The organism is Pseudomonas sp. JV245A, from assembly GCF_032424515.1.
In the GTDB taxonomy this organism is placed as follows: Bacteria; Pseudomonadota; Gammaproteobacteria; order Pseudomonadales; family Pseudomonadaceae; genus Aquipseudomonas; species Aquipseudomonas protegens.
Window position 1 is genome coordinate 1 of the sequence record NZ_VYKE01000148.1, and the last position, 12,518, is coordinate 12,518.

At 65.2% G+C, this 12,518-nt stretch carries 11 protein-coding genes; 8 read left to right on the top strand and 3 right to left on the bottom strand.

Annotation, left to right across the window (positions count from 1 at the left end; genetic code table 11):
- From F6S12_RS26045 to F6S12_RS26080, 8 genes are all read left to right on the top strand, one after another.
- A partial coding sequence (locus F6S12_RS26045; protein WP_315869469.1) for an AMP-binding protein occupies positions 1 to 1,333 on the top strand: 1,333 nt, incomplete at its 5' end.
- A gap of 227 nt (positions 1,334 to 1,560) precedes the next feature.
- The gene (locus F6S12_RS26050; protein WP_015636491.1) at positions 1,561 to 2,598 is read left to right on the top strand and encodes a hypothetical protein; all 1,038 of its coding nucleotides are present in this window, start codon (positions 1,561 to 1,563) and stop codon (positions 2,596 to 2,598) included.
- Positions 2,599 to 2,717: 119 nt separating this feature from the next.
- Complete coding sequence (locus F6S12_RS26055) at positions 2,718 to 3,767, top strand: hypothetical protein (RefSeq protein ID WP_053153012.1); 1,050 nt, start codon at positions 2,718 to 2,720, stop codon at positions 3,765 to 3,767.
- 111 nt (positions 3,768 to 3,878) lie between these two features.
- The gene (locus F6S12_RS26060; protein ID WP_041752437.1) at positions 3,879 to 4,385 is read left to right on the top strand and encodes a sigma-70 family RNA polymerase sigma factor; all 507 of its coding nucleotides are present in this window, start codon (positions 3,879 to 3,881) and stop codon (positions 4,383 to 4,385) included.
- Positions 4,382 to 5,341: a FecR family protein gene (locus F6S12_RS26065; protein ID WP_015636488.1), complete on the top strand. Its 960-nt coding sequence runs from the start codon at positions 4,382 to 4,384 to the stop codon at positions 5,339 to 5,341. The genes F6S12_RS26060 and F6S12_RS26065 overlap by 4 nt, the downstream gene beginning before the upstream one ends.
- Positions 5,342 to 5,427: 86 nt before the next feature.
- On the top strand, positions 5,428 to 7,869 hold the full coding sequence (locus F6S12_RS26070) for a TonB-dependent siderophore receptor (RefSeq protein WP_015636487.1): 2,442 nt from the start codon (positions 5,428 to 5,430) through the stop codon (positions 7,867 to 7,869).
- Between the two features lie 409 nt (positions 7,870 to 8,278).
- Entirely contained in the window at positions 8,279 to 8,635 is a 357-nt protein-coding gene (locus tag F6S12_RS26075) for a DUF6124 family protein (RefSeq protein ID WP_041752435.1), read from the top strand.
- A 107-nt stretch (positions 8,636 to 8,742) separates the two neighbouring features.
- On the top strand, positions 8,743 to 9,555 hold the full coding sequence (locus tag F6S12_RS26080) for an alpha/beta fold hydrolase (protein WP_315869470.1): 813 nt from the start codon (positions 8,743 to 8,745) through the stop codon (positions 9,553 to 9,555).
- Positions 9,556 to 9,670: 115 nt separating this feature from the next.
- Here the strand turns inward: F6S12_RS26080 and dsbG are convergent, their stop codons facing one another.
- From dsbG to dsbD, 3 genes are all read right to left on the bottom strand, one after another.
- Entirely contained in the window at positions 9,671 to 10,438 is a 768-nt protein-coding gene (dsbG, locus tag F6S12_RS26085) for a thiol:disulfide interchange protein DsbG (RefSeq protein WP_053153005.1), read from the bottom strand.
- The gene (locus tag F6S12_RS26090; RefSeq protein WP_315869471.1) at positions 10,414 to 11,277 is read right to left on the bottom strand and encodes a TlpA disulfide reductase family protein; all 864 of its coding nucleotides are present in this window, start codon (positions 11,275 to 11,277) and stop codon (positions 10,414 to 10,416) included. The genes dsbG and F6S12_RS26090 overlap by 25 nt, the downstream gene beginning before the upstream one ends.
- Positions 11,277 to 12,518, bottom strand: a 1,242-nt coding sequence (dsbD, locus tag F6S12_RS26095; RefSeq protein ID WP_315869472.1) for a protein-disulfide reductase DsbD, incomplete at its 5' end; no start/stop codon positions are given. The genes dsbD and F6S12_RS26090, both read right to left, overlap by 1 nt.

Sequence of the window (12,518 nt, forward strand, 5' to 3'; positions counted from 1 at the left end):
GCGCGGCATGCTCAACAACCAGCTGAGCAAGGTGCCGTACCTGCACTTAAGCGAAGCCGACGTGATCGCCCAGACCGCGTCCCAGAGCTTCGACATTTCGGTCTGGCAGTTCCTTGCCGCACCGCTGTTCGGTGCCCGGGTCGACATCGTGCCCAACACCATCGCCCACGATCCCCAGGGCCTGTTGGCTCACGTCCAGGAGCAGGGCATCACGGTGCTGGAGAGCGTGCCGTCGCTGATCCAGGGCATGCTCGCCCAGGACGCCATCGCCCTCGATGGCCTGCGCTGGATGCTGCCCACCGGCGAGGCCATGCCGCCCGAGCTGGCGCACCAGTGGCTGCTGCGTTATCCACAGATCGGCCTGGTCAACGCCTACGGCCCGGCGGAGTGCTCCGATGACGTGGCCTTCTTCCGTGTCGATATGGCCTCGACCCGGGGCGCCTACCTGCCCATCGGTACGCCCACCGACAACAACCGGCTGTACCTGATGGACGAAGCCCTGGAGTTGGTGCCCCTGGGCGCCGTCGGCGAGTTGTGCGTGGCCGGCACCGGTGTTGGCCGTGGCTACGTCAGCGACCCGTTGCGTACCGCGCTGGCCTTCGTGCCCCATCCGTTCGGTGCAGCGGGCGAACGCCTGTACCGCACCGGCGACCTGGCACGCCGGCGCAGCGACGGCGTACTGGAATACGTCGGCCGGATCGACCATCAGGTGAAGATCCGCGGCTATCGCATCGAGCTGGGCGAGATCGAAGCGCGCCTGCATGAACAGCCGGAATTGCGCGATGCCGCCGTGGGGGTGCAGGAAGGGGTCAACGGCAAGCATCTGGTGGGGTATCTGGTCGCCGGTGACTCAAGCCTGAGCCCGAGCGAACGCCTGGAGCGGATCAAACCGCGGCTGCGTGCCGAACTGCCGGAATACATGGTGCCGCTGCACTGGCTGTGGCTGGAGCGCCTGCCGCTCAACGCCAACGGCAAGCTCGATCGCAAGGCCCTGCCGGCCCTGGAGATCGGCCAGCTGCAGAGCCAGGACTATCAAGCGCCGGGCAATGAACTGGAGCAAACCCTGGCCGATATCTGGGCCGAGGTGCTCAAGGTCGAACGGGTGGGCGTGCGCGACAACTTCTTCGAGTTGGGCGGGCATTCCCTGCTGGCGACCCAGATCGCCTCACGGGTGCAGAAAACCCTGCAACGCAACGTGCCGCTGCGGGCCATGTTCGAATGCAGCACGGTGCAGGAGCTGGCCGCCTACATCGATGGCCTGGGGGCCAATGAAATCAGCGAGGAGAAAGTGGATCGGCTGAGCGACCTGATGGCCGAGCTGGAGGGGCTGTGATCGACGGATGAGCGGTGGGGCGTTGTTCGCGCAGCAGGAGGACCGACATTTGGCGTAGGAGCCGGCTTGCCGGCGAAGAGGCCCGCAAGCCTTGCATCGTCCTGGCCGACGCCTTCGCTGGCAAGCCAGCTCCTACGGGCGAAGAGGCCCGCAGGTCCTCTGCTATGATCGCGCCCGGCCCAGGTCCAAGCACCTGCGCCGGGCGTTTTCATTCAAGGACCGGAACCATGGCAGAACAGCTTTACTGGCGCGACATCGAAGATTCCCTGGGCAACTGGAGCGGCCTCGGTGTCGAGGTCGAACCGGGCCCCACGAACAGACCGCCGTTGTACTTGCGCACCGGCGCCAATGCCCGGATCAAGCTGATGCACCACGACATGCCGTTGTTCTGGGCCACCCTGGCCCGGGACCACGGCGGCGTCTGGCTGGTGCGCAACCCGCTGGCGGACGGCGCCGAATGCCGGCTGCTGGCACCCATCGACTCACCCACCGTGGAGCAGCACGCCGCCCTGGCGCCCGAGCTGCGGATCAAGGCCTGGAGCCGCTATTTCGTCAGCCGTCTCAGTGAAAGCGCCCGGCACTTCCTCACCCCCGGTTTCTGGCTGGCCCAGGGCCTGCTGCCGGAGCCCTCCAGCACCGCGAGCGGCCTGGACCACTGGCGCTTCACCTCGGTGATCGACCCTTTGACCCATGTGCCCAACTGGCACCTGTACGGCGAGGATTTTCTCGACAACCTGCAACCCCAGACCCTGGAGTGGATCGACTGGTGGCATGGCGGCGGCAAGCTCATCGGCCTGCACCGTGTCGACCCTGAGGCCGGGCGCCTGAAGTGGTGGCGCAAGAAGGCCCGCGAAGGCAGCCTGGCGCCGATCCTGCTGTGGTACGTCGGCGGGTTGGCGTCCTACGTGGTGATCGACGGCCATTACCGTTTGCAGGCGGCCATCGCGGAAAACCTCGCGCCATCATTCATCGTCCTCAGCGCCACCCGCGAGCGCGGCTTCGCACCGAGCCTGGAGCATCAGCAACGGATCATGGATTCACTGCGCAAGCGCGGCGACGCGGTGCCGCGCAACCCGGCCCTGAGCACCGAGAACCTCAACCGGGTGCTGATCCAGGCCTTCGATGACCGGCCGCAGTACCGCAGCGCTACCCCGGCCTGGGCCGGCAATGAGCCGGAGTCGCAGTGGTGCGACGAGGTGCGTCAGTGCCTGGGCGGGCAAGGGTTGGCAGACGAAGTAGACGCGGTCATTGGCCGCCATGGGTAAGGCGCTGGCCGCCTTCGCTGGCAAGCCAGCTCCTACAGGCGAATGCGCCCTCCAGCCCTCTGCTATAGTCGCGCCTGCCCGCCGCAGGGCCGGTCATTGATCAAGGATTAGGGACAATCGTGGAACAGATTTTCTGGCGTGATATCGAGGATTTGGCCGGCCACTGGAACGGCCTCGGCGTGGACGTCAAACGCCCGGCCAGTGGCAAGCCCAACCTGTGCCTGCTCAGTGGCAACAACAGCCGTATGCAGTTGGTGCTCGGCGACCAGACCCTGCTCTGGGGCACCATGTCCCGCTGCCTGTATGGCGTATGGCTGGTGCGCAATCACCTGCCGGAGCAACTGCCGCAAACCCTGGTGGGCCCCATCGACTCGCCTCAGGTGGAACAACAGGCGCGCCTCGACCCGGCGCTGCGCCTCAAGGCCTGGAGCCGCTTCTTCGTCGAGCAACTGATGCAGCACCAGCCGGACTTCTTTTACCCCGGCTACTGGCTGGTGCGGGCCCTGCGCCCGGCATCGCAGAAACCGATGCGGCCGCTGCTCAGCGGCACCGAAGCCTGGTACTTCAAGGGCGGTGAAGATGCCCTGAGCCATATGCCGCAGTGGGCGATCTATGGTCGCAACATCCTCGACAACCAACAGGCCGGTACGGCGCGCTGGGTCGGGTTGGGGGAGTACGGTGGCGCAGTAGTCGGCCTGCATGCCGTGGACCCGCATTCCGGGCGCTTGAAGTGGTGGCGCAAAAAAGCCCGCGAAGGCAGCTTGCCGCCGATCCTGCTGTGGTATGTCACCGGTCTGAGCTGCTATCTGATTCTCGATGGCCATTACCGCCTGCAGGCGGCCATCGATGAAAACCTGCCGCCGGAGTTTCTGGTGCTCAGCTCGCCGCGGCTCTACCGCTATCGCCCCAACCCGCAAGAGCAGCAGAAGGTGCTGGGGGCGCTGCAAGTGCAAATCCAGCGCAAAAAACTGGACACCGGGCGCTTCAACCAGTTGCTGATCAGCACCTTCGACGACCGGCCGTATCACGGCTTCGGCAGCCAGTCCTGGGCGGGGATTGCCTCGGAGCAGGCGTGGATCGACCAGGTCAGCGGCATCCTCAAGGAACGCGGTGACCTGAGCGACCTGGAGGAAATCCTCGAACGCGAAGCGCCGGAAGAGTACCGCTGATCGCCACCCCCGGATTTGCCGCGGCGCTGGGGGATTTGCAACGACGAACGTTGATTTTCATGACCGGCAAACTGGATAATGATAACAATTACCATTAGCGTGCCGGTCTCGATGCACAGTCCCGTAGACACCAAAGCCATAGTTGCCAACCTCTATAGCGAGAATTACCGCTGGTTGCGTGCCTGGCTGTATCGCCGATTGCAGTGCCCGCAGGATGCCGCGGATCTGACTCAGGACACCTTCGTGCGCACGCTGACCGCCGGCCAACTGGCCGATCTCAACGAACCGCGGGCCTTTCTCGCCACGGTGGCCAGGCGCTTGTTGAGCAACCTGTTCCGGCGCCGTGCCTTGGAGCAGCAGTACCTGCTGGAACTGGCGCGGATGCCGCAGGCCTTCAGCCCCTCCGAAGAGGAGCTGGCGCTGGTGCGCGAAGCGCTGGAACTGATCGACCGGCTGCTCGAAGGTCTACCGCAACGGGTGCGTCATGCTTTTATCCTGCATCGCCTTGAAGGCCTGGCGCAGCCGCAGATCGCCGAGCGCCTGGGAGTTTCTCTGGCGACCGTCGAGCGCGACCTGCGGCGAGCCTTCCTGCATTGCCTCAGCGAGCGCGCCGCATGAGCCGTACCGCCAGCGACCAGGCCAATCGCGCCGCCGTGGACTGGTTGCTGAAGCTGGAATCCAGCAGCCAGGGAGATGCCGTGCAGCAAGCCTTTGCCCACTGGCTGGCGCAGAGCGGCGAACACGCCGCTGCCTGGCAGCGGGTCAACGCCGTGCTCAGCCAGCCCTTGCAGCAACTGCAGAGCAGCGAGCAACTGCAGGCGGCCAGCCGGGCCTTGCGATCGCTGCCTTCGCCAGCGCGGCGCAAAGTGCTGGGCGGCGGGCTGGCGTTGCTGGTGCTGGGAGGCGGTGCTGCCGGGCTGGTTAACCGCGTGTTGCCCTTGGGTCAGGTGCTGGCCGACCTGGATACTGCCACCGGCCAGCGTCAGTCCATGATCCTGGCCGATGGCAGTCGGCTCCACCTGAACGCCCGCAGCGCCGTGGATATCCGCTTCGATGCCGGGCAGCGGCGCATCGTCCTGCGTGAAGGCACGGTGCAGGTCGACGTCGCCGCCGACCCGGCGCGGCCGTTTATCGTCGAAAGCCGCGAGGGGCGGGTGCAGGCCCTGGGCACCCGTTTCATGGTCAGCCGCAACGATCTCGGCAGTCTGGTTTCCGTGCAGCAACACAGCGTGCTGCTGACCACCGCCCAGGGGCGCCAGCAGCGGGTCGAGGCCGGTGAAGCCTTTGCTTTCGGCGCTCAAGGCATCGAGCGTCAGGCACCGTCGTTGCGTACCCGGGTGGACTGGCTCGACGGCCGCATCGATGTGCGCAACGAGCCCCTGGGCGAATTGATCGAGCTGCTGCGGCCCTACCGCAGCGGCCTGTTGCGCATCAGCCCGGAAGCGGCGCGGGTCCGGGTCTATGGGGTGTTCCCCTTGGATGACAGCGATCAGGTGCTGCGCTCCCTCGGCGAAACCCTGCCGATCCAGGTGACTCGCTATGGCTTCTGGCTGACCCGTATCGAGCTGCGCTGATTGTTAAAAAAGCCAGGAACAGTGAGGGGGTTCGGTTTTTCCCGTGTCCTGGTTATGGAAAGCCAACCTAATAACGAGCCCTTTCCATGTCCCAGATTATTTTCCGTCCCAGCTTGCTGGCGATGGCTGTCGTTCTGAGTTACGCCGCTCTGCCCACTGTCGCCCATGCCGCGACCGACCCGCAGCAGGCTCAGGCCACCCGAGCGTTCGATCTGCCCGCCGGTGACCTGGGTGAGACCTTGAGCCGCATCGCCCGGGACAGCGGCCGGGTGCTGTCGGTGGCCCCGCAGTTGCTCAGCGGCAAGCGCGCCAGTCGGGTCAGTGGCCAACTGACTCCCGAGCAGGCTGTGCAGCAGGCCCTGGTGGGCAGCGGCCTGGGCCTGACCACCACCCCCAGTGGCACCTGGAGCCTGTACCTGTTGCCCACGGGGTCGGCGTTGCAACTGCAGCCGACCCATATTCAGGGCCAGGATCAGGAGCAGGCCTGGGGGCCAGTGGATGGCTACGTGGCTACTCGCAGCGCCACCGCGACCAAGACCGATACGCCGATCCTGGAAATTCCTCAGACCATCAACGTGGTCACTGCCGATCAGGTGCAGACCCAGGGCGCGCGCAACCTGACCCAGGTCCTGCGCTACACGCCGGGACTGAGCGTCAACGGCTACACCGACCGCAATACCATTGCCGACGAGATCACCAGCCGCGGTTTCGCCCCGACCCCGCTGTACCTGGACGGCGCCTACCTGCCCTATGCCGGCAGCCTGGGCGGGGCGCCGCAAATCGATCCCTACACCCTGGAGCGCGTCGAGGTACTCAAGGGGCCGTCGTCGGTGCTCTATGGACAGAACCAGCCCGGTGGCCTAGTCAATCTAGTGTCCAAACGCCCCAGCAGTACGCCGCAACATCAGGTCAAGTTCGGCCTGGGCAGCTACAACCGGGTCTATGGCGCCCTGGACAGCAGCGGCCCACTGGATGATCAGGGAGAGTTCTCCTATCGCCTGATCGGCGTGGCGAAAAAGGGCAACGAACAGGTGGCTCACACCAACAGCCAGCGCACCCTGCTGGCGCCGAGCCTGACCTGGAGCCCAAGCGACGCCACGCGCCTGACGCTGTTTGCGCAGATCCAGCGCGACGACGGGCTGGCCGACTACCAGGCGTTGCCGAAAATCGGCACCCTCGAACGCGGCCCCGATGGGCGCAAGATCGACCGCGATTTCTTCAATGGCGATTCGCGCTACAACGACTACAAGCGCGACCAGTACATCCTTGGCTACGAGTTGAGCCAGGCCCTCAACGACGACCTGAAATTCCGTTCCACCGCGCGCTACATCGACGTGCGCGACCGCTACAAGGGCTTTTACCTGCGTGGCTTCGTCACCGATGCTGGCGGTGTGACCGACTACACTCGAGCTACCCGCACCAAGCTCGACTGGCAGCAGCACAACACAGCCTACACCCTGGACAACAACCTGGAGTACCGCTTCAACACCGGTGCCCTGGAGCACACCACCCTGGCGGGCGTGGACTATCGCCATTTCAATCGCAAGTACACCGGCTACAACGCCTACGGGGTCTTGCCGGTAGACCTGTACGGCAAGAACAACTACGACACCAGCAGCGTCACCCCCGAACTGACCACGCGCTGGGACAACACCGTCAGCCAGACCGGCGTCTACGTCCAGGACCAGATCAAGCTTGACCAATGGATACTGACCCTCGGCGGCCGCCAGGACTGGGCCGAAGTGGAAAACAAGGACCTGCTGGCCCGCAGCATCGTTGAACAGCGGGACCACAAGTTCACCGGTCGGGTGGGCCTGACCTACGTGACCGATTTCGGTCTGGCGCCCTATGTCAGCTACTCCCAGTCCTTCCTGCCGACCGTGGGCACCAGCGCCCCGGAGCGCGGTGCCAAGGCCTTCAAGCCGACCGAGGGCGAGCAGTATGAAGTGGGGGTGAAGTACCAGCCCGTGGACAAGACGCTGATGACCGCGTCGGTGTTTCAGGTGAAGCAGAAGAACGCCCTGACCAACGACATCGACTACCCCGAATACAACGCGCAGCAGGGCGAGATTCGTTCCCGGGGCATCGAGCTGGAAATCAAGTCCAGCCTGGACAACATCGATGTGATGGCTGCCGCCACCTACATCGATTCCTTCTATACCAAGGCCAATGACTCCACCAAGGGCAACCGTAATGAAGCCCAAGCGCCGGTCTCGGCCAGTGCCTGGGTCGACTACCACTTCACCCAGGCGGCGCTCAGCGGCCTGACCTTTGGCGTGGGCGCGCGCTACACCGGCAGGAAGCCGGGGGACTCGGGCAGCACCTTCAGCACACCAGCCTATGTGGTGTACGACACCACCGTCAGCTATGACCTGGGCAAGCTCGACCCGAGCCTGCGCGGGCTGAAAAGCAGCCTCAACGTGCAGAACCTGTTTGACCGGGAATACGTCTCCGACTGCAACTACAACTTCGGCTGCTACTACGGCCAGGAGCGGGTGGCTTCGGTGGAAATGAGCTACGACTGGTAACGCAGGGCCAGGGGAGCAGATGGCCGTGAAGGCGCCTGCTGCCCTGGAACGTAGTGGCTCCGAATGTCGAGGAACAACGTCTGATAGTCAGGCGGTTCGCTTTCTTTTGTAAGGCAAATCCGAGAAACTGCGGGCCGCTTGAATGCGCCTGGTGGGCGGGCTAGGGTTCCGGAGCCATCGCTCAATCGATGGCTCGGATGTGCAAGTCCGGTCATGTCGGCGCATCGTTGTCAAAAGCAGTTCGGGGTTTTTTGCCCGTTGTTTCTGCGTTATGGCAGCCGTGCGTGGGAGACTTTCGAGTCTGCCGGGTTCCGATATGCCCGGTCTTGCACACCTGCGTACGGCTGCCACCCTATTCGTGTGCAAGCGAACGGTGACGGCTCCTTTGAGTTCATATCGGAGTTACACCATGAAAAAGCTCGTCCCCGATCCACCCACGTCCTATCGCGATCCCGCCCTCAAGGCCGCCAACGCCACCCTGCGCGTGGCCCTGGCCCGGCAACCGCTGGACCCCGCGGTGTTCCAGCTCACGACCCAAGCCAAACCCGTTTCCCCCGACTCGCTGTTCAGCGTGCGCGAAGGCGTCAGCGCCGAAGAGGCCTTGGTGCATGTGGCGCTGCTGCTCAAATGCGCCGAAGAGGTCTGCGATGAAATCACCCAGCAGGGCAGCGGCCTGGAGCGCGGGCTGATCTGGTCCATGGTGCATTCCGTGGAAATGGCCAGGGCCGTGGTGGAGGCCTTGCTCGACGGTCAGCGCGGGCCTTGAATCCGGGCATCTCCTGATACGTTTTGTCGGACGGGTCCGATTGACTGGGCTTTTTTCACGGCACAGTCTGTCGGACCTTTTTCGTCATTTCCTGCAGGAGCTAGCCCATGCCTTTCGCCACCATCGATGGACAACCGTTGCACTACCTCGACCAGGGCCAGGGGCCGGTGGTGTTCCTGGCCGGCAGTTATTTGTGGGACACCGGCATGTGGGCGCCGCAGATCGAGGCGCTGTCGGCGCAGTATCGGGTGATCGCGGTGGACCTGTGGGGCCATGGCCAGTCCGGGGCGCTGCCTGAGGGCACCGCGTCGCTGGATGATGTGGCGCGGCAGATGCTGGCCTTGCTCGACCATTTGCAGATCGAGCGCGTAACCCTGGTGGGCTTGTCGGTGGGGGGCATGTGGGGCGGGCGCCTGGCCCTGGCGGCGCCGCAGCGTATCGACGGCCTGGTGCTGATGGACACTTACCTGGGCGCCGAGCCTGCGCCGACCCGGCAGTATTACTTTTCCCTGTTCCAGCAGATCGAGGACAGCGGCCTGATCGCCGAGCCGCTGCTGGACATCGTGGTGCCGATCTTCTTCCGTCCGGGGATCGATCGGCAGTCGGCGCTGTTCCAGGATTTTCGTGCCAGCCTCGCGGCACTGCCTGCCGAGCGCCTGCGCCAGAGCGTGATTCCCATGGGGCGCATCACTTTCAGCCGAGCGGATGTGCTGGATCAGCTGGAGCGCCTGGATGGGCAGAACACCTTGCTGCTGTGTGGTGATCAGGACCAGCCGCGGCCGCCTGCGGAAACTGTTGAGATGGCTGAGCGCATTGGCTGCCCTTATCAACTGATTCCCGAGGCGGGGCATATTTCCAGCCGGGAAAACCCGGAGTTCGTGACCCGGGCCTTGTTGGCGTTTTTACAGCGCAACGGCTGAAGCCTGACTCTCTTGCCGTAGGAGCTGGCTTGCCAACGAAGAGGCCTGCAAGCCAGGCGCCCGCCTGACGGACGCCTTCGCCGGCAAGCCGGCTCCTACGGGGGAGGGGGCGGGGTTATTTCGGGCCGAGGATCTGGGTCAGTTTGCCCGGGGCCGGGGCGCCTTGCTGCTGTTGCAACTCGCCCTTGTCGTCGAGGTAGAAGATCGCCGGGGTCGCCGACAGCTCCAGCTCTTCCATCAGTTTCATGTTGGCGTCGAGCTTGGCCTGCACCGCTGCGGGAATGCTGGCCAGGGGTTTCAGGGCGCTGCCCTTGCCGGCCTTTTCGTGATCCTGCAGGGCCTGCTGCGGGTCCTTGGCGGCCAGCAGGGCGGCGGATTTGCCCGGGCTGTCTTCGCGGATGATGCCCACCATGATATGCCGCAACTGCACTTTGCCAGCCTTGACCCAGGGCCGCGCCTGTTCCCAGAACATGTTGCAGTAGGGGCAGTTGGGGTCGCTGAACAGGTAGACGATGCGTGGTGCATCGGCCTTGCCGTCGGCGATCCAGTTGCTCTTGTCCAGGTTGCCCCAGACTTCCTTGGCCATCGGCGCGTAGACCAGTTTCTGCAAGGGTTCGGCGCTGAGGTCTTTGCCGTCGGCGTCGTACAGGTTGCCCAGCAGCACGTGCTTGCCGTCAGGGGTGAGGTACAGGGTCATGCCGCGGTTCTGGTACTGCGCGGCGTAGCCCTTGAGGCCGTCCGGGGCGTCGAAGCTGCCGATGATCTTGGCACCTTTTTCTTCGATCTTGCGGATGGGCGCAGGCAGTTCCTCGGCCTGTAGCAGCGGAGCGTTGAGCAACGCCGCGCCCAAAGACAGGCTCAGCAAGTGGCGGATGAAGGGCATGGCAGTTTCCTTGAAGGGGCGACCGAGATCGGGTGGGCGCCGTCGAAGTTTTCCAGGGCCCGGGCCAGGCTGGCTTCCGAGAGTTCCCCCAGGTGGCTGCCCAGCAGGCGGCCATCGGCGCTATAGAACAGCGTAGTCGGCAGGGCCATGGAGCCCACGGCCTTGCCCAGGCGGCCACTGCCGTCGAACAGCACGTTGTTCAGGTTCAGGTCCTGGGTGGCCAGGAAGGTGCTGACGCTTTGCATGCTTTCGGCCTGGTTGACGAACAGGAAGGTCAGGTCCGGGCGTTGCTGCTGGGCTCTCTCCAGCACCGGCATCTCCCGCCGGCACGGTGGGCACCAGGTGGCCCAGAGGTTGATCACCAGCGGGCCACCCTGGTAGTCGGTGAGTTGCACGGTTTCGCCGGCGGCGTTGCGCAGGGCCACTTCCGGCAGGCGCGTGCCCTGGTCGTAGAGGGTCAGGGCCAGGGTGGCCAGCAGCCAGAAGGCCAGGCCGCTGGCCACCCCGGCACCCAATGGGCGGCGCAGCGCCGGGCGTTTCCAGCCCCAGGCCAGGGCCGCCAGGAGCATGACGATCACCCCCGGCCAGGCCAGGAAGCCGCCGTCGCGCAGGTCGATGATCATCCACAGGTCGTGCTGGTAGTGCTTCCAGTAAGCGAGCACGAAACTGACCCGGGCGGCGAGCATGCCCAAAAGGAACAGGCTGAACAGCACGGATTCGGGGTTGTCACCGCCGCGCTTGGCCACGCGCCAGCCCACCAGGGTGGCCAAGGCCAGGGCACTGATCAGCAGCAGGTGGTTGAGGGCGATGGCAAAGGTGCCGATGGTAAAGGTCAGCATCAACGGGCTTCCCGGGTCTGGGTCCAGCGTTGCAGGAAGGCGTTGGCATCCACTTCGCCGGTGATGCGCTGGCTGCGGCGTTCACTGCCGTCCGGGCCGATCCACAGCATGCTCGGTGGCCCCGGCACCTTGTAGCGGCTCAGGAGTTCGCGGCCGTCGGCGTTGTCCAGGGTCACGTCCAGGCGCAGCAGGCGCACATCCTTCAGGGCCTCCAGCACCTGAGGCTGGCCGAACACGGTTTTCTCCATGATCTTGCAGGACACGCACCAGTCGGCGTAGTAGTCCAGCAGCACCCACTGGCCCTGGGCCCGGGCGCTGTCCAGGGCGCCTTGCAGCTCGGCGGGGGACTTCACCGTGGTGAAGGCATCATGGGCCGTGACGCTATTGGCCACAGGGCCACCGCTGTAGACCTTAAGCGGCCGCCACAGGTCGTCGCCGCCACCGGCGGCACCCACCAGCAGCATGCCGCCCCAGGCCGCGAACAGCAGCGCGCCGGCACCGAACAGGTGCAGCAAGCGGCCGGCAATCGCCCGTTGCTGCCAGGCGCAGTAGGCCACCACCAGAGCCAGGGCGCCCCACAGCCCCATCCACAGGCCGGGGTTCAGTACCGGGCGCAGCATGTAGATGGCGGTGCCCAGGAACAGGATGCCGAATACACCCTTGAGCAGGTTCATCCACGGGCCGGGCTTGGGCAGGAAGCGGTTGCCCAGGGTCACCAGCAGCAACAGCGGCAGGCCGATGCCAAGGCCCAGGGCGAACAGTGCCAGGCCGCCAAACAGCGCGTTGCCGGTCTGGGCGATGTACAGCAGGCCGCCGGCCAGGGGCGCGGTCATGCACGGGCCCACCAACAGGGCCGACAGCGCGCCGAGAATGCCGCAGCCAATCAGGCTGCCGCCCTGGCGCTGGCGGCTGGCGCCTTCCAGGCGGTCGCGCAGCAGGGCCGGCATCTGCAGCTCGAAGAAGCCGAACATCGGCAGCGACAGCAGCACGAACAGCGCGGCGAAGCTGCCCAGGACCCAGGGTTGTTGCAGCCAGGCTTGCAGGTTGCTGCCCAAAAGGGCGGCGATTACCCCCATGCCGGCATACACCAGGGCCATGCACAGCACATAGCTTGAGGCCAGGGCCAGGCCCCGGCGCGGGCTGGCGCCGCTGCCCACCACCATGCCGGCCAGAATCGGCAGCATCGGCAGCGAGCAGGGGGCGAAGGCCAGCAGCAGGCCGAAACCGAAGAAGGCCAGCAG

Bases quoted from the DNA above. Each gene is read 5' to 3' on its own strand.
- F6S12_RS26075 (WP_041752435.1), top strand. From the start codon at position 8,279: ATGAAAAAGCTCGTCCCCGATCCACCCACGTCCTATCGCGATCCCGCC.
- F6S12_RS26070 (WP_015636487.1), top strand. From the start codon at position 5,428: ATGTCCCAGATTATTTTCCGTCCCAGCTTGCTGGCGATGGCTGTCGTT.
- F6S12_RS26060 (WP_041752437.1), top strand. From the start codon at position 3,879: ATGCACAGTCCCGTAGACACCAAAGCCATAGTTGCCAACCTCTATAGC.
- F6S12_RS26090 (WP_315869471.1), bottom strand. From the start codon at position 11,277: ATGCTGACCTTTACCATCGGCACCTTTGCCATCGCCCTCAACCACCTG.
- dsbG (WP_053153005.1), bottom strand. From the start codon at position 10,438: ATGCCCTTCATCCGCCACTTGCTGAGCCTGTCTTTGGGCGCGGCGTTG.
- F6S12_RS26065 (WP_015636488.1), top strand. From the start codon at position 4,382: ATGAGCCGTACCGCCAGCGACCAGGCCAATCGCGCCGCCGTGGACTGG.
- F6S12_RS26080 (WP_315869470.1), top strand. From the start codon at position 8,743: ATGCCTTTCGCCACCATCGATGGACAACCGTTGCACTACCTCGACCAG.
- F6S12_RS26050 (WP_015636491.1), top strand. From the start codon at position 1,561: ATGGCAGAACAGCTTTACTGGCGCGACATCGAAGATTCCCTGGGCAAC.